This is a genomic window from Methylobacterium adhaesivum (genome assembly GCF_022179065.1).
GTDB lineage: Bacteria > Pseudomonadota > Alphaproteobacteria > Rhizobiales > Beijerinckiaceae > Methylobacterium > Methylobacterium adhaesivum.
Window position 1 is genome coordinate 122,944 of record NZ_BPQD01000020.1, and the last position, 18,686, is coordinate 141,629.

An 18,686-nucleotide genomic window follows, 5' to 3' on the forward strand; every position below is an offset into this window, starting at 1 on the left:
GGCAACCGGAGCCTACAGCCCCCCTCCCGGACCGCCCCCCGTGTAAACTCCTACTTGATCAGCGGCGGCAGTTGCGGTTGCGCGCCGTCCGGCAACGCCGTGCGGGCCATGTTCATGCTCATGGCGAGCAGCGTGTAGTAGCCGTTGATCCCCGCCATCTCGATGGCGCCCTGCTCGCCGAACGCTTCGACGGCGCGGGCGTAGGTGGCGTCGCTCACTGCCTTGTTGTGGTGAAGCTCCGTCGAGAAGGCATAGACGATCGTCTCCTCCGGCCCCATCGCGTCCGGGCGACGCCCCTCCTGGACCGCCGCGACGATCGCCGGATCGAGACCGGCCTTCAGGGCGATGGGCGCGTGGATGTGCCATTCCAGCTGCTGCGTCCATTCCCGCGCGGTGACGAGGATGATGAATTCGCTGAGCCGCAAGGGCAGCACGCTGCGGTAGCGCAGGTGCAGCCCCATGTTGCTCGCGTTGGTCATCAGCTCCGGGCTGCGCAGGAGCGGCACGAACGGCCCGAACACCGGGGTCTTTCGCGCCGCGAGGAACTGGGCTGCCGCGGCCTTCTGGGCCTCGTTCATCGTATCGGCCGGGATCTCCGGCAGGCGGTCCTGGGCCATGGCGCACGGGGTCCCGAGCAGGAGAAGCGGCAGGATGGCGGCGCGCAGGGATTTCCACATCATGATCGGATCTCTCGCGTGATGGCCTACGGCATGACCGGCGGGTGATACGTCAGGGTGAAGGCGAGCGCCCAGAGTAGGAACAGCACCACCGGCAGATGGATGATGAGCTGCAGGAAGCTGAAGCCGACGATGTCGCGGGCCTTGAGGCCGAGGATGCCCAGCAGCGGCAGCATCCAGAACGGGTTGATGAGGTTGGGCAGGGCTTCCGCCGCATTGTAGACCATCACGGCCCAGCCGAGATGGACCTGCAGCTCGTTGGCCGCCTGCATCACGTAGGGCGCTTCCAGCAGCCACTTGCCGCCGCCCGACGGCACGAAGAACCCGAGCACCGCCGAGTAGACGCCCATGGAGATCGGGAAGCTGCCCGTGGTGTTCAGGCTCACGAAGGCATGGGTGATGACATCGGATACCGAGGTACCGGCGCCGTTCTTCGGTCCCGTCAGCATGGCGGAGATGGCGGCGTAGAACGGAAACTGGATGAGCACGGCGGCGGTGGCAGGCACGGCCCTGCCCACCGATTTAAGGAAGTTCTTCGGCCGCCAATGCAGGAGCAGGCCAAGGGTGAGGAACAGGAAGTTGTAGGTGTTCAGGCTCGAGATCGCGGTGATCCAGGATTGCCGCGCGAATTCCTGCACGAGCCAGCCGACCGCCAGGACGGCGAGGAGCAGGGTGAGGATCGGCGAATGCTCGAGCCACTCGCTCGGCTGGCTCGGGCGGGAGGTATCGGGCTTCTCGCGCGAGACGTCGACGCCCATGGCCTCGGCGGTCACCGCGTTGGCCGGACCCGGGGCCGACACGTAGGCGATGACGATGGAGATCACGAACAAGATCACGGCGATCAGCATCGACTGCCAGAGGAAGATCGTCTCGCTGAACGGGATCACGCCGGTGATGGCCAGGAGATTCTTCGGCAGGCTCGCGGCATTGGCCTGGAGCTGGGCCGCCGAGGAACTCAGGCCCATGGCCCAGGTGGCTCCGAGGCCGAGATAGGCGGCGGCCCCGGCCGCGCGGTAATCCATCTTGAGATCGGTGCGGCGGGCGAGCGCCCGGGCCAGCAGGCCGCCGAAGATGAGGCTCAGGCCCCAGCTCAGGAACGACGACAGCATGGTCGCCGCCGCCACCATGCCGACGGCCCCGCGCCCGCTCTTCGGAATCGCCGCGAGGCGGTCGATGAGGGCCTGCACCGGCGGCGCCGTGGCCACGACGTAGCCGCCAATGGTCACGAAGGCCATCTGCATGGTGAACGGGATCAGGCTCCAGAACCCGTCACCGAAACTTTTCGCGATGGCCGCCGGCGGAGCGCCGTTGGCCAGCGCCCCGAGCGCCACGATCACCACCGCGATGGCAACGAACACGAACGCGTCGGGAAACCACTTCTCCGCCCAAGCCGTGAAGCGGATTCCGAGGCGTGACAGGGCGCCCTCCGTAACTGGTTTCCCCGTCGGACCACCGGAGGGGCGGGAGGTGTTGGACATGGGCGGGCGTTCCGTGGTCGTCCGAGGGGTGAAGCCGCATCTTGCGCGAACGCCCGTCACGCTCAAGCTCGGCCGCCTGACTCATGAACATGTTCGTCATCTTCCGCCGGCCGGAAGGCGCATTGTTCGCGGTTCCTTCAAGATTTACGGCCAAGGATCGGCTTCGGTGGATCGAGCCCCCCGGGGGCGGACGGGATGTGATGGCTAAAGCGTCTCAGAAAGTCGATCTCGACCGCCTGACGGGGACGGGCCGCACAACGCGGCCCCTCATGCGCGACCTGTCGACGGCGACCGGCGGGGTGGCGCCGACCGTGTCGCGGTGGCGGGCGTTCGGAGGCGGACGGGCCTGGCTCATGGCAGTCCTCCTCAACACCGCGCTCTTTCTCGCCGTGGCGTTCAGCGTCGTGCTGGGCCCTCCCCTCTTCGAATGCCGTCAGCGAGCCGAGGCCGGGTTCTTCATGGGCGACACCTTCTCGAAATGCGTCGGCGAGGGGATGTGGCAGCGGCTGGAACGGCTCGAGAACCACCTGAGCATGCTGGTGCGCGGCTCCGGCCACTGAGACCCACCGGAACGCCGCCTGCCCCGAAGGATACGGGCATCCTCACGATGGCCGGCTTCGTCGGCTCCAGGAGAACGCCCGAAACGAAAACGCTTGAAACGGGATCGCGACGGGACTACCTATAACATATCAGTTCTGGTTGCAGTCTTGAGGCTGCGGTTCGGGAGTGGGCCCCACCGGGTCCGCTCTTTTTTATTGCCGCAACCCCCCGTGCCGCCGGATCATCTCACGCAAGGCCGGATTCCAGGCGCAGCATGGCGGACACTTCCGAAAAACGTCTGATCACCGAGACCGGTGTCGCTGCCCGCGTCGTTCAGGTCATCGAGGCTTCCATCGAAGGCCTGGGCTTCCAGGTGGTTCGGGTGCGGGTCTCGAGTGCCAACGGCTGCACGGTCCAGATCATGGCCGAACGTCCCGACGGCACCATGTCGGTGGACGATTGCGAGACCGTAAGCCGGGCGATCTCGCCGCTCCTCGACCTCGACGACCCCATCGGCAAGCCGTACTACCTCGAGATCTCCTCGCCCGGCATCGATCGCCCCCTGGTGCGGGCCGTCGATTTCGAACGCTGGGCCGGCTACGAGGCCAAGATCGAACTCGCGGTGCCGCTGGATGGGCGCAAGCGCTTTCGCGGCATCATCCGTACGCCCAATCCCGACGGGCTCACGGTGCCCATCGACCTGCCCGACGTGAAGGAGGGCCTGCCGAGCCGCATCGACCTGCCGTTGCGCGATCTCGGCGACGCCTATCTCGTGCTCACGGACGACCTCGTGCGTGAATCCCTGCGTCGGGGCGGCGGTCCGCCGCCGATGCTGGACGGCGAGGACGAGGACGAGGATGGCGAAGAGGACGGCCCCGAGACCGAGGCCGCCCCCGCCCCGTTGAAGAAGAAGATTTCCCGGCCCCTGAAGCCGAAGGCCTCGCAGAAGCCGAAGCCGGTGAAGGTCGAGACCGAGGAAAGCCTCGCTATCAAGGCCCAGAACAAGGCCAAGCCCGTTCGCACCAAGGCCGTGCGGGTCAAGGACGACGGCAAGCTCCACTGAGTGAAGCCGCTTCAAGCATCGTTCCGAAAGGTGGCCTCCGGCTTTCGGGACGATGGGAAGACAAGCATTCCAGGGCATCGAACCGGAGGCTCCATCCCCGTTCCGGTGCCAGACCAATCCACGGTGTCGGACCCTCCGTTATCCAGTCCGATGCCCGCCAGACGCCCCGATCGCCATCGGCAAGCCGACGCGATCGCGAAACGATCTTACGACGAAGAGAAGGACGAAAACCGATGGCCGTCGTCAGCGCCAACAGGCTCGAACTCCTGCAGATCGCCGAAGCAGTCGCGCGCGAGAAGGTGATCGACCGCTCCATCGTCATCGACGCCATGGAGGAGGCCATCGCCAAGGCCGCCCGCTCCCGCTACGGCGCCGAGACCGACGTGCATGCCGAGATCGATCCGAAGACCGGGGCGCTGCGCCTCTCGCGCCACCTCGTGGTGGTGGACGAGGTGGAGAACGACGCCCGCGAGGTCACCCTCGATCAGGCGCGCCGCTACAACCCCGGCGCCCTCGTGGGCGACGTGATCTCCGACACCCTGCCGCCCTTCGATTTCGGCCGCGTCGCCGCCCAGTCGGCCAAGCAGGTCATCGTTCAGAAGGTGCGCGACGCCGAGCGCGACCGCCAGTTCGACGAGTACAAGGACCGGATCGGCGAGATCGTGAACGGTCTCGTCAAGCGCGTCGAGTACGGCAACGTCATCGTCGATCTCGGCCGCGGCGAGGGCATCGTGCGCCGTGACGAGATGATCCCGCGCGAAACCTTCCGTCCGGGCGACCGCATCCGCTCCTACCTGTTCGACGTGCGTCGCGAGGTCCGTGGACCACAGATCTTCCTCAGCCGCTCGCATCCGCAATTCATGGCGAAGCTATTCGGCCAGGAAGTGCCGGAGATCTACGACGGCATCGTCGAGGTGAAAGCGGTCGCCCGCGATCCGGGCTCGCGTGCCAAGATCGCCGTGATTTCCCGTGACGGCTCCATCGATCCGGTCGGCGCCTGCGTCGGTATGCGCGGTTCGCGCGTCCAGGCCGTCGTCGGTGAGTTGCAGGGCGAGAAGATCGACATCATCCCGTGGTCCGAGGACCAGGCGACCTTCATCGTGAACGCGCTCCAGCCGGCGGAAGTCGTGAAGGTGGTGCTCGACGAGGAGGCCGACCGCATCGAGGTGGTAGTCCCCGACGACCAGCTCTCGCTCGCCATCGGGCGGCGCGGCCAGAACGTGCGCCTCGCCTCCCAGCTCACGGGCTGGGACATCGACATCCTGACGGAGGCCGAGGAATCCGAGCGCCGCCAAAAGGAGTTCGCCGAGCGCACGGCGATCTTCATGGAAGCCCTCGACGTGGACGAGACCGTGGGCCAGCTCCTCGCGGCGGAAGGCTTCCGCAACGTCGAGGAGATCGCCTATGTGGAACCCGGCGAACTCGCCAACATCCAGGGCCTCGACGAAGAGAGCGGCACGGAGATCCAGGCGCGGGCCCAGGACCATCTCGCCCGCGTCGAATCGGAGTTCGATGCCAAGCGACAGGAACTCGGAGTTCAGGACGAGCTGCGTGAGATCGACGGCATCACCACGCCGATGCTCGTGGCGCTCGGCGAGAACGACGTGAAGACCATCGAGGATCTGGCCGGCTGCGCCACGGACGATCTCGTCGGCTACACCGAGGGCCGTGGCCCCGAGGCCACCCGTCACGCCGGGTACCTCGACGGTTTCGAGGTCTCCCGCGCCGAGGCCGAAGCCATGGTCATGGCGGCCCGCCTCCATGCCGGCTGGATCGAAGCCCCGGCCGAAACCGCCGAGGGCGACGGCGAGGCCGAGGCCGAGGCGAGCGATACGCCCGCCTCAGCCTGAGATCGACAAGCTCGCGACATGGAGGGACCGGACACGCTCCGTCCCTCCATGGTTCCACGAAATCCCGCCGTTCCTCAGGATGCCATGGGCCCGATTCCCGAAAGCCCGGCGGCCGACGCGCCGGACACGGACTTGAGCGACGCCCTCGATGCCGGGCTCGGCCGTGGACGCCAGGGCGCGGAGCGGACCTGCCTCGTCACCCGTGCCAAGCGCGCCCCGAAGGATCTCATCCGCTTCGTGCTCGCGCCCGACGGCACGGTGGTGGCCGACCTGCATGCCCGCCTGCCCGGACGCGGCGCCTGGCTGACGCCGACGCGGGCCGTGGTGGCCGAAGCCCTGAAGAAACGGGCTTTCCAACGCGCCTTCAAGACGAAGGACGCCGCCGCTCCGGCCGACCTCGCGGACCGGATCGCCACCGGCCTCAGGGCCGACCTGCGCCAGTCGCTCTCGCTCGCCAACAAGGCGGGCTGCGTCGTGGCGGGGTTCGCGAAGGTCGAGGCCGCCATCGGCGACAAGGCCGGCGTCGCGGCGGTGATCCAGGCCCATGACGGCAGCGCCGACGGCCGCCGGAAGATCGCGGCGGCATTGCACCGGCGCCATGGCGATGCCATATCACGCATTCCTGTTATCGATAGCCTGTCCAATGAAGAATTGGGCGTGGCCTTGGGCAGGGATCATGTGATACATGCGGCTCTCGTCGCAGGAGTCGGAAGTTCCGGCTGCCTTGCGCGTTGGCGTCGGCTCCGCTCCTTCGAAGGTTTGGCGACGACGGCCGAGGAGGCCGGTTCGGTCCGTCATGGACAAGCCGCTTCCGATCTGCACGACGACGAAGTGACGGATTTGCCCGGCGCACAGCGGTCTGCCGGTTCACGGGACGATGGAAACCCTCAGGGTTTGGACTGAATGAGCGATACGAACAATCCGGGCGACAAGACGCAGGCGAGACCCCCTTCGAAGCCGCTGTCCTTGAAGCGCCCGATCGAGCAGGGAACGGTGCGTCAGAGCTTCTCCCATGGCCGCACCAAGCAGGTCGTGGTCGAGACGGTGAAGCGTCGTGTCATCGGCGCGGCACCGGCCGCACCCGCGCGCGAGACGACACCCGTCGCTCCGGCGACGCGCGTGGCGCCGCCTCCCCCACCCGCAGCTCCCCGGCAGGCCCAGCGCTCGGCATCGGGCGTCGTCCTGCGCACGCTGAGCGAGCAGGAGAGCAACGCCCGCGCGGCCGCCCTCGCCGACGCCAAGCGTCGTGAGGCCGAAGCCAAGCAGCGCGCCGAAGCCGAGGCTGCCGCCGAGCGGGAGCGCTTGGCAGCCGAGCAGCGGGAGCGCGAAGCCGCCGAAGCGCGCAAGCGCGAGGAGGAAGCGCGCCGCCGCCAGGAAGAGGAAGCGCGCCTTGCCGCCGCCGAGGAAGCGCGTCGCGCTGCCGAGGAGGCCGCTAAGGAAGCCGCGAAGGCCGCCAGCGCCGAGGCGACGCCCGCGCCGGCTCCCACCGTTTCCAAGACGGCACCGATGCCGGCCGCGCCCACCATCGTGCGCACGCCACCGGCTCCGCCCCGTGCACCCGCGGCCACCCCGGCTCCAGCCGCCGCGGCCCCGGCCCCCGCACGTCCGTCTCCCGCTCCGGCGGCTCCGGCTGCGCGTCCGCCCCTGACGGCCCGACCGGCTTCGTCCGAGCCGCGCAAGACCATCACGGCCGACGTGCGCAAGCCGCGTGACCTGAACTTCATGGCCCGTCCGGCTCCGGCCCCCGAGCCCGAGCCGACCGCGCCGACGGCGGCCACCACCGCACGTCCGGCCGGTGCCGCCACCACGGCCCGGACCCCGGGCCGTCCGCAGGCCGCCGAGGAGGAGAACGAGCAGAAGCGCGTGATCCGCCGCCCCGGCATGCCGCTCAAGATCATCACGCCGCCCAAGACCCCGAAGCAGCCGGGCGGCGACCGCAATCGTGGACGCCTTACCATTGCCACGGCGACCTCGGGCGAGGATGAGCGCACGCGCTCCGTCGCGTCGTTCCGTCGCCGTCAGCAGCGCATGAGCGGCAACCGTCACGTCGAGCAGAAAGAGAAGCTCTCGCGCGAGGTGACGATCCCCGAGACGATCACCATCCAGGAACTCGCCAACCGCATGTCGGAGCGGGCCGTGGACGTGATCCGCCTGCTGATGAAACAGGGCCAGATCCACAAGATCACCGACGTAATCGACTCGGATTCGGCGCAGCTCATCGCCGAGGAACTCGGTCACACCGTGCGCCGCGTCGCGGAGTCGGACGTCGAGGAAGGCCTGTTCAGCGACGAGCCGGAGCTGGAGGAGGATCTCGATCCCCGTCCGCCCGTCGTCACGATCATGGGCCACGTCGACCACGGCAAGACCTCGCTGCTCGACGCCATCCGCAAGACCACCGTGGTCTCGGGCGAGGCCGGCGGCATCACCCAGCATATCGGCGCCTATCAGGTCGCGGCCCCGTCCGGCGACATGGTCACCTTCATCGACACCCCCGGCCACGCGGCCTTCACCTCCATGCGCGCCCGCGGCGCCAAGGTGACGGACATCGTGGTGCTCGTGGTGGCGGCCGATGACGGCGTCATGCCCCAGACGGTGGAGGCGATCTCCCACGCCAAGGCGGCGGGCGTGCCCCTCATCTTGGCGATCAACAAGATCGACAAGCCCGAGGCGAACCCGCAGCGGGTCCGCACCGAGCTTCTGCAGCACGACATCCAGGTCGAATCCATGGGCGGTGAGACCCTGGAATTCGAGGTCTCGGCCAAGACTGGCGACGGTCTGCCCGAACTCCTCGAGGGTCTGCAACTGCAGGCCGAGATCATGAACCTGCGCGCCAACGAGACGCGCGACGGCGAAGGCACGGTCATCGAGGCCAAGCTCGATCGCGGTCGTGGCCCCGTGGCCACGGTCCTTGTGCAGCGCGGCACCCTGTTCACCGGCGACATCGTCGTGGCCGGCGCCGAGTGGGGTCGCGTGCGCGCCCTCATCGACGACAAGGGCGAGAACGTGCCCTACGCCGGTCCTTCGGTCCCGGTGGAGGTGCTCGGCTTCAACGGTACGCCGGATGCGGGCGACCGCGTCGTGGTGGTGCCGAACGAGGCCCGTGCCCGCGAGGTCACCGAGTACCGCGCCCGCCAGAAGCGCGAGCGCATCGCGGCCCGGACGGGCGGTGCCAACCGTTCGCTCGTCGACATGATGCGCGACCTCAAGGAAGGCGCCGGCCGCAAGGAACTGGCCCTTGTGGTCAAGGGCGACGTGCAGGGTTCGGTGGAAGCCATCACGGGCGCCTTGGAGAAGCTCGGCAACGACGAGGTGTCGGCGCGCATCCTGCTTTCGGGCGTGGGTGGCATCACCGAATCGGACATCACCCTGGCGGAGGCCTCGAAGGCCGTCGTCATCGGCTTCAACGTGCGAGCCCATAAGGAAGCGCGCGAGTCGGCCGAGCGGAACGGTGTCGAGATCCGCTACTACAACATCATCTACGACCTCGTGGACGACATCAAAGCAACCCTCTCGGGCATGCTGCCGCCGACGCTCCGCGAGGAGCGCCTGGGCGAAGCCCAGATCATCCAGATCTTCGACGTGTCGAAGGTCGGCAAGATCGCCGGTTGCCGCGTCACCGACGGCGTGGTCCAGCGTGGCGCCCACGTTCGCCTCATCCGCGACAGCGTGGTGATCCACGAGGGCAAGCTGTCCCAGCTCAAGCGCCTCAAGGACGACGCCAAGGAGGTCATCTCCGGCTACGAGTGCGGTATGTCCTTCGAAAACTTTCAGGACATGCGCGCCGGCGACACCATCGAGTGCTATCGCGTCGAGGAAATCCGCCGGACCCTGTAACGGGGCGGTTCCATTCCGGACGACCGAAGGGCCGCAGCCTCGCGCTGCGGCCCTTTTTCGTTTGCCGGCGAGTTAAGCCTAAGAAAAAGTTTAACCGATCACGCCGTCACCCGGCCCGGACGAACCCCCGGCCGTCCATTATGGTGCGGGGCAACGAACCGATCTCGGGTTCGGCGGAGCCATCGATGCTGAAATCCTACGCCTTGCGACGGGCGCTGACGGACGGAAAATATCGCAAGATCTTCGTCGAACGCCTGACGGAACCGCTCCATCTCAACATCCTGTCGGCCGGTGTCGCCCTGTTCGGCAGCTATCCGGCCAAGGTCGCCTTCGACCTCGTGGTGCGTCAGCAATACGCCTACCCGATCCTATTCGCCGCCCAGGCCGCGAAGAAGCTCGGCCTCCAGCGCATTGCGGTGCTCGAGTTCGGCGTCGCGACGGGTGCCGGCCTGCTCAACATGTGCGAACTCGCCGCGCGCACGGAAGCCGCCACGGGCGTGCTCATCGATGTCGTCGGCTTCGATACGGGTTCCGGCATGCCCCCGGCCGTGGACCATCGCGACCTGCCCGAGTACTTTCAGGAGGGCGATTATCCGATGGATTTCGAGGCCCTGCGCCGCGCCCTGCCGGCGCGCTGCCGCCTCATCCTCGGCGATGTCGCCGAGACGATTCCGGGCTACCTCGCGAGCGTCCGCCCCGACGCGCCCATCGGCTTCGTCTCGGTGGACGTGGACTACTACTCCTCCACGGTGCGGACCCTGCCGGTGCTCGACGGCGCCGCCGAGCAGTACCTGCCCATCGTACCCGTCTACCTCGACGATGTCGGCATGGACGGCTGCAACCCGTGGAACGGCGAACTCCTCGCCGTGGCCGAGTTCAACGCCGGGCATCCGCTCCGCAAGATCGCGCCGTTCAACCTGCTGCGCTCGAAGCGCATCTTCAAGAACGCCCAGTGGATCGACCGGATGTACGCCGCGCATATTCACGATCACCCGGCCCGGACCCCCGCGACGGCGAAACGTGCGCAACAGGCCTATATCCGGAACGAGTATTTGGGTTAGAAGGGACGCCTTCGACATCCGCTTCGGTCCAGCCAGCCTCCGTTTCCCTGCGGCGGCGGATCGATGCTCCGTTTCAGCGACGTCCGGCTGGCGGCCTTTCTTCGATGCTCCTCCGTGGAGCGGCGGGGACGGCCGCCATCGGCCGTTTCGACCAGACGATCAGAACCGCCCATGGCCCAGAGACAGACCCCGACCGGACCGACGCAGCGTCAGCAGCGCGTGGCCGAGTTGATCCGCCACGCCATCGCGGAGGTGCTTCAGCGCGGCGACGTCCAGGACCCAACCCTGAGCGCGCACGTCATCACCGTTCCGGAGGTGCGGATGTCGCCTGACCTCAAGGTCGCTACGGCCTACATCATGCCGCTGGGGGGCCAGAACGAGACCCAGGTGATCGCCGCCCTCGAGCGCAACAAGAAGGCCCTGCGCCAGGAGGTGGCCCGCCGGGTGAACCTCAAGTTCGCGCCGGATCTGCGCTTTTTGCGCGACGCGACCTTCGACGAGGCCGACCGGATCGACGCCATTCTGCGCACGGACAAGGTGCGGCGGGACCTCGACGCGGCGAAATCCACCGACGACGGCTCCGACCCCCAAGCGGCCTGAGCCGCGCCGTCAGAACCGCCAGGCGAGTCTCGGGCGCTCCCTCGGGAATGCCGGGCCTTCCCGTGCCATCTTTTGCAGACATCAAGACCGGACGGCTCTGGCCCCCACGCGCGCCCCGTCCCCGACCGAGGACAGCATGACTCACGACGACACGACCATCGATTCCCCCGATGAGGCCGCCCCGGCGACCCTCGGCGCGGACGACACGGCCGGCGCGGCCCGTCCCGCCGAGGGGCGTCGCCCGCCGCGCGGCGGCCCACGGCCCGACCGGCCCAAGCGCCGCGACGTCAACGGCTGGGTGATCCTCGACAAGGGCGTCGGCATGACCTCGACCCATGCGGTGGCGGTGGTGAAGCGCGCCTTCAACGCCAAGAAGGCGGGCCATGCCGGCACCCTCGACCCCCTGGCATCGGGCATCCTGCCCATCGCCCTGGGCGAGGCGACGAAGACGGTGCCGTTCGTGATGGATGGCCGCAAGGCCTACGTCTTCACCGTCACCTGGGGCATCGAGACCGACACGGACGACGCCGAGGGCCGTCCCGTCGCGACGAGCGACACGCGCCCCGAGCGCGCGGCCGTCGAGGCGGCCTTGCCGCGCTTCATCGGCGCCATAGAGCAGGTGCCGCCGCGCTACTCGGCCATCAAGATCGCCGGGGAACGGGCCTACGACCTCGCCCGTGACGGCAAGGTGGTGGAACTCGTGGCCCGCCCGGTGCAGATCGATCACCTCGCCGTGGTCGAACACGACGGGCAGCGCACGGTCATCGAGGCGCAGTGCGGCAAGGGCACCTACGTGCGGGCGCTCGCGCGCGACCTCGGGCGGGTTCTCGGCTGCTACGGCCACGTCTCGGCCCTGCGCCGCACCCGGGTCGGCCCCTTCGTGGAAGCGGAATCCTGCCTCGTCGCCACCCTCGAGGAGGCCGGGCCCGATGGGAACGGCCCGCATCTGCAGCCCGTGGAAACGGCCCTCGACGGCGTCCCCTCCGTGCCGGTCTCCCGCGACATGGCGCTTCGCCTCATGCGCGGCCAGCCGGTGATCCTGCGCGGGCGCGATGCGCCGGTGGAGGGCAAGGCCTTCGCCACCTGCGGCGGAATCCTCGTGGCGGTGGGCGATGTCGAGCGCGGTGAACTCGTGCCGCATCGAGTGTTCCACCTCGGCGGCACCGCTCCCCAGCGCGGCTGAGGCACCTCGACCGGGCGCCTCAGCGAAGGGGCAGCCCGGTTTCGATGATGCGGGCCCACAGCGACGCGCCGTAGGGCGCCGCCGCATCGCAGAAATCGTAGTCCGGGTGGTGCAGCCCGGCGCTGTCGCCGTTGCCGAGGAAGATGTAGGCGCCGGGGCGATGGGCGAGCATGTAGGAGAAATCCTCCGCCGCCATCATCGGCGCCACGGCGCGGTCGACCCGCTCCTCTCCCACGAGACCGGCCGCCACGTCGGCGATGAAATCCGTTTCCGCCGTGTGGTTCTCCGTCACCGGATAGCCGCTGCCGAACGCGATGGCGCCCTTCGCGCCGAAGGCTGCCGCCACGTGGGTGACGATCTCCGTGATACGACCTTGGAGCAGGGTGCGGACGGGCTTCGACAGGGCCCGCATGGTCCCCCGCAGGGTCACGCACTGGGGCAGCACGTTGAAGGCCTCCCCGGCCTCCAGGGCGCAGACGGAGACCACGGCGCTGTCGAGGGGATCGACGGCCCGCGCCACGATGGATTGCAGGGCGACCACGATGTGGCTCGCCACCAGGACGCTGTCGATGGCGGCGTGCGGCTGGGCGGCATGCCCGCCCCTGCCCTCGACCGTGATGGTGAAACGGTCAGTGGACGCCATGATGGGACCGGGCCGGATGGCGAAGTGCCCCAGGGCCAGACCCGGAATGTTGTGGAGGCCGTAGACCGCCTCGATGCCGAACCGTTCCATGAGCCCGTCGCGGACCATGGCCTCGCCGCCGCCGCCTCCCTCCTCCGCCGGTTGGAAGATCATCACGGCGGTGCCGTCGAAATCGCGGGTCTCGGTGAGGTAGCGGGCGGCTCCGAGCAGCATGGCGGTGTGGCCGTCATGTCCGCAGGCGTGCATCTTGCCCGCGACCGTCGACCGGTAGGGCAGGTCGCGGGCCTCGTGGATCGGCAAGGCGTCCATGTCGGCCCGCAGGCCGATGGCCCGGTTCGACCCGTGCGCCCGCCCCCGGATCACGCCCACGACGCCGGTGCGGCCGATGCCGGTGACGACCTCGTCGCAGCCGAAGGTCCGCAGCTTGTCGGCGACGAAGCCGGCGGTGCGGTGGACGTCGTATTGCAGTTCCGGATGGGCGTGCAGATCGTGGCGCCAAGCGGTGATCTCCGGCGCCAGGGCTGCGATCCGGTCGAGGACGGGCATGGGACTGACTTTCGCGGGGTCGATCGCTCTCAGGACGGATATCGGATGACGGACACGTGACAGCTCAGCAAACAAGGGGCCAGATGCGCGGTCAATGCCGTCTCGCCCGCCATTGACTGAAATCGCGAGCCTGGGCCGTCATGCGCCGCCGGCCCGGCGCAGCCGAAGGGCATTGGCGAGGACGAAGACGCTCGACAGGGCCATGGCCCCCGCCGCGAGGACCGGCGACAGCAGTGGGCCGCCGAACGGGCGGAGCAGGCCCGCCGCCACGGGAATCAGGGCGACGTTGTAGGCAAACGCCCAGAACAGGTTTTGGCGAATGTTGCGCATCACCGCCCGCGACAGGTGGATCGCCGTGACGAGCCCCCCGAGGGCGCCGGACATCAGCACCACGTCGGCGCTCTCCACGGCGATGTCCGTGCCGGTCCCGATGGCGATGCCGATCTCGGCCTCGGCCAGCGCCGGCGCATCGTTGATGCCGTCGCCCACGAAGGCGACGGCGCCGTGGCGGGCCTTGAGGTCGCGCACGGCCTCGACCTTGCCGCCGGGCAGAACCTCGGCGAACACCACGTCGATCCCGAGGTCCCGCGCTACCCCTTCGGCGGTGCCGCGCGCGTCACCCGTCACCATGGCGACGGCGAGGCCCTCCCGCTTCAAGGCGGCCACCGCGTCGGCCGCACCCGGCTTGATCGGGTCGGCGACGGCGAGGAGGGCGGCGAGGCGTCCGTCGACGGCGACGTAGAGGGGGCTGCGCCCCCGCGCCGCGAGGACCTCGGCTTTGGCTGCGAAGCCCTCGAGCCCGAGGCCGAGGCGGGCCATGTGGCGGGCGGCGCCCACGGCCACGTCCCGGCCGGCGACGCGGCCCACGAGCCCGTAGCCCGGCACGGCCTCGAAGCTCTCGACCGCCCCGGGGGCGAGGCCGCGCGCTTCGGCTGCCGCCACGACGGCGCGGGCGATGGGATGCTCGGAACGCGATTCGAGGGCGGCGGCGAGGCTCAAGACCTCGTTCTCGGCGAATCCCGGCGCCGGGACGAGATCGGTCAGGGTCGGACGCCCCTCCGTGAGGGTCCCGGTTTTGTCGAGGGCGACGACCTGCGCGTCGCGCAGGGCCTGGAGGGCGGTGCCGTTACGAAACAGCACGCCGCGCTCGGCGGCTCGGCCGGTGCCGACCATGATCGAGGTTGGTGTCGCGAGTCCCATGGCGCAGGGACAAGCGATGATCAGAACCGCGATGGCGTTGACGAGGGCGAAACCGAGGGCCGGGCTCGGACCGAAGGCGAGCCAGGCGAGGAAGGTCAGCCCCGAGGCCGCCATCACGGCGGGCACGAACCACGCCGTGACCCGATCGACCAGGGCCTGGATCGGGAGCTTGGCCCCCTGCGCGGCCTCGACCATGGCGACGATGCGGGCGAGCGCCGTTTCGGCTCCCACGGCCTCGACGGTGAGATCGAAGCTGCCGGTGGTGTTGAGGGTGCCGCCGATGACGGGGGCACCCACGCCCTTGGCCACGGGCACGGGCTCGCCCGTCACCATGCCCTCGTCGACGTAGCTCGCGCCCGCCACGACGGTCCCGTCGGCGGCGACGCGCTCGCCGGGGCGCACCCGTACCACGTCCCCGAGGCGCAGATCCGCTTGGGGGACCGACAGTTCCGCGCCGTCGCGGATCACCCGGGCGGTGGTCGGGGCGAGGCCGACGAGGCGCGCGATGGCGGCCCCCGTCCGGCCCTTAGCCCGCGCCTCCAGGGTGCGGCCGAGGAGGATGAGGGTGACGATGAGGACGGACGCCTCGAAGTAGAGATGCGCGGTCCCGGGTGGCAGCCAGTGGGGAGCAAAGGCCGAGACCAGGGAATAGAGGTAGGCGGCCCCGGCCCCGAGGGCGACGAGGGCATTCATGTCCGGGTGGCCGCGCAGCAGCCCCGGGACGCCCTGAGCGAAGAAGCGCCGCCCCGGACCGGCGAGAACCAGGGTCGCCAGGATGGCCTCGATCCAGACGAGGCGCGTCGGCCCGAGGGCGGATTCGATTGCATGGTGGAAGGCTGGGACGGCGTGGCCGCCCATGTCGAGAACCACGATGGGCGCGGCGAAGAGGGCGGCGATGACGAGGTCGCGCGTCAGGGCCGCGTATTCCTCCGCCCGGCGCCCAGCGGGGTCCGGTGCTGCGGCGTCGGACGTCGGAACCGGTTCGTAGCCCGCCCGGCGCACGGCCTCGGCGAGGCTGTCGAAGGCGACCGCCCCTTCCGGGTGGCGCACGACCGCCCGCCCGGTGGCGAGGTTGACGGACGCCGCGCTCACGCCCGGCACAGCGCTCAGGCCCCGCTCGGCCCGGGCGACGCACGAGGCGCAGGACAGGCCCGAGATCTCCAAGGTTGTCGTCGTCTCGGGCACCGCGTACCCGGCCCGGACGACGGCCTCGACGGCGGCTCCGATTTCGGCCCGGTCCAGGCGCAGGCTCGCACGCCCCGTGGCAAGGTTGACGGCCACCTCCGATGCGCCCGGCACCGCCCGCAAGGCGCGCTCGACCCGGCCGACGCAGGAGGCACAGGACAGGCCAGAGACGGGAAGATCGAGGCGCTCGGGCGTGACGGAATGCGGGGCGGTGGCTACGGCTGATGTCATGGCCCCCATGTGGGGTTTCCCCTCCCGGACAGGTCAAGGGCCGGCGCGAAATCGGCAGACCAGCCCGGCGTCCCGCACGGCCTTCCCCGGCCTAGCCCGGTATCGTCTCGGCCGTTTCATCCCGCTCGGCCACGTATTCAGGGAAGAAGGCCCGTACGGTGGTGCCGGCCCCAAGCGCGCTCTCGATGGCGAGGCGGCCGCGGTGGCGGTTGACGATATGCTTGACGATGGCGAGGCCGAGGCCGGTGCCGCCCTGGTCGCGGCTCGATGCGACGTCGACGCGGTAGAAACGCTCGGTCAGGCGGGGAATGTGCTCGGGCGCGATGCCGGGGCCCTCGTCGCGCACGGCGAGGACGACCTGAGCGCGGCGCGGCGGCTCCGCCACCCGCGTGACCGCGACGACGATCCGACCGCCGCTGCCGCCGTACTTCACGGCGTTCTCGACGAGGTTCTCGACGACGCGCAGGAGTTCGTCGCGCTCGCCCGGCACGCGGTGGACGCCCTCGGCCTCCAGGGTCAGTTCGACGCCGCGTTCCCGCGCGAGGGGCCCTTGCGTCTCCACCATCTGGCGGGCGATCCGGGCGAGATCGACGGCCTTCGTCGGCGCCACATGCTCGCGCAGTTCGATCCGCGACAACGACAGCAGATCGTCGATGAGGCGCGTCATCCGGTGCGCCTGGATCTTCATGATGCCGAGGAAGCGTTCGCGCGCCGGGGCGTCGTTGCGGGCCGGCCCCTGAAGGGTCTCGATGAAGCCGAGGAGGGACGCGAGCGGCGTACGCAGTTCGTGGCTCGCATTCGCGACGAAATCCACCCGCATCGCCTCGAGGCGCCGGGCCGACGTGAGATCGCGCAGGAACAGGACGACGTTCGGCTGCCCGCCCGCCGGGCCATCCGGCATCGGCAGGGCGCCGAGCTGCACCTCGAAGGCCCGCTCCGTGGGGACACGGGTGGTGTAGAGGGTCTTCAGGGGTGCGCCCGTGCGCAACACCTCCTCGATGCCGTCGAGGACGTCGGGGGCCCTCAGGGCGAAGGAGAGGGGGTGGCGCAGCTTCAAGGCCGGCAGGAGCGCGCGCGCGGCTGGATTGACCTCAATGACCACGGCGCGCCGGTCCACGAGGATCACCGGGTCGGGAATGTTGGCGAGCAGCGCTTCCGCTACGGAATGCCGGGTGCGGTCCGCCGCCTCGGGCGTGATGCGGATGCGCCCACGAAACTGGCTCCCGACGAACCCGCCGAGACCCAGCGCTGCGACGGAGGCGGCAATCCACGGCGCGTCGAGGGTGTCGCGGGTCCAGGCGAACAGGGCGAGGGCCGCGCTCGCACTGGCGGCGGCGGTCCAGGCGGATCGACGCGCGCCCCGTGCCATGCTGCCCCCACCTCGCCGTTCAAGCCAACCCTACGCCCCCTCGGCCCGGCGCGAACGACCGGCGCGAACGCGCTTCACCACCTCGTAGGCCCCCAACATCAACAGGGCGATGACGAAGGGCACGAGATAGTAGCAGACGCGGAACAGCAGCAGCGAGCCGAGCACCTGATCGCGCGGCAGGCTGGACAGGGCGAGCAGGATCGTCGCCTCGAACACCCCGAGGCCGCCCGGGGCATTCGAGGCGATGCCCAGCATAGCGGCCAGAACATAGATCGCCACGAAGGTGGTGAACCCGATGGCCGTGTCGCCCGGCAGGAGCACGTACAGGGTGGCGGCGGCGGCGCAGACGTCGCCGATGCCCACCACCATCTGGCTCAGGGAAACGGACGCGCCGGGCAGTTCGAGGCGCCAGCTCTTCACCCGCACGCTGCGGCGCTTGAGCGAAACCCAGGCGAGGTAGGCGACCACGGACAGGAGGGCCGCCAGCCCCACGCCCTGATTGAGGCGGATGCTCGTGAAGGTGAGCCCGGCGAGTTGCCCGGCCTCGGCGATGAGGCTCAACCCCAGTACCACCCCCATGCCGAGCCAGAAGGTGAAGCCGGCGATCACTGTGAGGGCCGCGATCTTGGCGGCACTCAGGCCCCGGCCGGAATAGATCCAGTAGCGGATGGTGCCCGCCGTCAGCAGGGGGAAGCCGAGGGTGAAGCTCACGGCATAGCTCGTGAACGAGGCGAGCGCCGTCGTCCGGTAGGGCACCTTGATCTTCAATTGGCGCAGGGCCAGGGCATCGTAGCAGGTGAGGAACAGGTAGCTGACGGCCACGAACAGAAAGGCAAGGCCGAGCTGACCGGGGGTCGCCGCCGTGAAGGCGGCGTGGAGTTCGGCCCAGGTGACGGTCTCGACGAGACGCCACAGGACATAAAGGGAGACGGCGAAGATCACGATGCTGGCGATGGTGCCGATCCAGGCGTAGCGGCCCTTGAACGACCGCTTCGCGGCGGGTGGCTCGGCAATCTCGTGCGCTTCGCCGTCCGGCACGTCGCCGGCGATCGCCTCGGCTCGGCCGAGCTCCTTGTGCTGTCCCGCAAAGTTCATCGTTTCGGCGTCCGCCTCCGCCGGGCGCCCCGCTGGGCCTCGACGGCGGCATGGGTGTTCCGGGCTTGTGCCGGACCGCGGCCCGTCGCCCGCATTTAGGGGCATCGGCCGGCAATTGCCAGCGATGGGCC

14 protein-coding genes are annotated in these 18,686 nt (G+C 69.4%); 8 read left to right on the plus strand and 6 right to left on the minus strand.

Features of this window, described 5'->3' with window-relative positions; translation table 11 throughout:
* Positions 1-50 precede the first annotated feature (50 nt).
* Together MFF01_RS15385 and MFF01_RS15390 are read right to left on the minus strand one after the other, a co-directional pair.
* Positions 51-680, minus strand: coding sequence for a carboxymuconolactone decarboxylase family protein (locus MFF01_RS15385; RefSeq protein ID WP_238226821.1), 630 nt, complete (start codon positions 678-680; stop codon positions 51-53).
* A gap of 23 nt (positions 681-703) precedes the next feature.
* Positions 704-2,155 (minus strand): short-chain fatty acid transporter, encoded by a 1,452-nt coding sequence (locus MFF01_RS15390; RefSeq protein ID WP_238226823.1) that lies wholly within the window; start codon positions 2,153-2,155, stop codon positions 704-706.
* A gap of 89 nt (positions 2,156-2,244) precedes the next feature.
* Here MFF01_RS15390 and MFF01_RS15395 point away from each other — a divergent pair, with 89 nt between their 5' ends.
* The 8 genes from MFF01_RS15395 (at position 2,245) to truB (ending at position 12,286) form a co-directional block, all read left to right on the plus strand.
* Positions 2,245-2,715 carry a hypothetical protein gene (locus MFF01_RS15395; RefSeq protein WP_238226825.1) on the plus strand — a complete coding sequence of 157 codons (471 nt, stop codon included), beginning with the start codon at positions 2,245-2,247 and terminating at the stop codon, positions 2,713-2,715.
* 254 nt (positions 2,716-2,969) lie between these two features.
* Complete coding sequence (gene rimP, locus MFF01_RS15400) at positions 2,970-3,758, plus strand: ribosome maturation factor RimP (protein ID WP_238226828.1); 789 nt, start codon at positions 2,970-2,972, stop codon at positions 3,756-3,758.
* A 233-nt stretch (positions 3,759-3,991) separates the two neighbouring features.
* Positions 3,992-5,608, plus strand: a complete 1,617-nt coding sequence (gene nusA, locus MFF01_RS15405) for a transcription termination factor NusA (RefSeq protein ID WP_238226830.1) — start codon at positions 3,992-3,994, stop codon at positions 5,606-5,608.
* Positions 5,609-5,692: 84 nt separating this feature from the next.
* Positions 5,693-6,511, plus strand: a complete 819-nt coding sequence (locus tag MFF01_RS15410) for an RNA-binding protein (RefSeq protein WP_238226832.1) — start codon at positions 5,693-5,695, stop codon at positions 6,509-6,511.
* Entirely contained in the window at positions 6,512-9,442 is a 2,931-nt protein-coding gene (gene infB / locus MFF01_RS15415; RefSeq protein ID WP_238226834.1) for a translation initiation factor IF-2, read from the plus strand.
* Between the two features lie 185 nt (positions 9,443-9,627).
* The gene (locus MFF01_RS15420; RefSeq protein WP_238226837.1) at positions 9,628-10,503 is read left to right on the plus strand and encodes a hypothetical protein; all 876 of its coding nucleotides are present in this window, start codon (positions 9,628-9,630) and stop codon (positions 10,501-10,503) included.
* Between the two features lie 171 nt (positions 10,504-10,674).
* A complete protein-coding gene (rbfA, locus tag MFF01_RS15425) occupies positions 10,675-11,103 on the plus strand; it encodes a 30S ribosome-binding factor RbfA (protein WP_238226839.1) in 429 nt (142 codons plus the stop codon).
* A gap of 136 nt (positions 11,104-11,239) precedes the next feature.
* The gene (gene truB / locus MFF01_RS15430; protein ID WP_238226841.1) at positions 11,240-12,286 is read left to right on the plus strand and encodes a tRNA pseudouridine(55) synthase TruB; all 1,047 of its coding nucleotides are present in this window, start codon (positions 11,240-11,242) and stop codon (positions 12,284-12,286) included.
* 19 nt (positions 12,287-12,305) lie between these two features.
* Here truB and MFF01_RS15435 read toward each other — a convergent pair whose 3' ends face one another.
* The 4 genes from MFF01_RS15435 to MFF01_RS15450 all read right to left on the minus strand — a co-directional run bounded on the left by MFF01_RS15435 (position 12,306) and on the right by MFF01_RS15450 (position 18,555).
* On the minus strand, positions 12,306-13,475 hold the full coding sequence (locus tag MFF01_RS15435; protein WP_238226843.1) for a M20 aminoacylase family protein: 1,170 nt from the start codon (positions 13,473-13,475) through the stop codon (positions 12,306-12,308).
* A gap of 138 nt (positions 13,476-13,613) precedes the next feature.
* Positions 13,614-16,091, minus strand: a complete 2,478-nt coding sequence (locus tag MFF01_RS15440; RefSeq protein ID WP_238226845.1) for a heavy metal translocating P-type ATPase — start codon at positions 16,089-16,091, stop codon at positions 13,614-13,616.
* A 91-nt stretch (positions 16,092-16,182) separates the two neighbouring features.
* Positions 16,183-17,460 carry an ATP-binding protein gene (locus MFF01_RS15445; RefSeq protein WP_238226847.1) on the minus strand — a complete coding sequence of 426 codons (1,278 nt, stop codon included), beginning with the start codon at positions 17,458-17,460 and terminating at the stop codon, positions 16,183-16,185.
* A gap of 30 nt (positions 17,461-17,490) precedes the next feature.
* On the minus strand, positions 17,491-18,555 hold the full coding sequence (locus tag MFF01_RS15450) for a lysylphosphatidylglycerol synthase domain-containing protein (RefSeq protein ID WP_238226849.1): 1,065 nt from the start codon (positions 18,553-18,555) through the stop codon (positions 17,491-17,493).
* Positions 18,556-18,686: the final 131 nt, after the last annotated feature.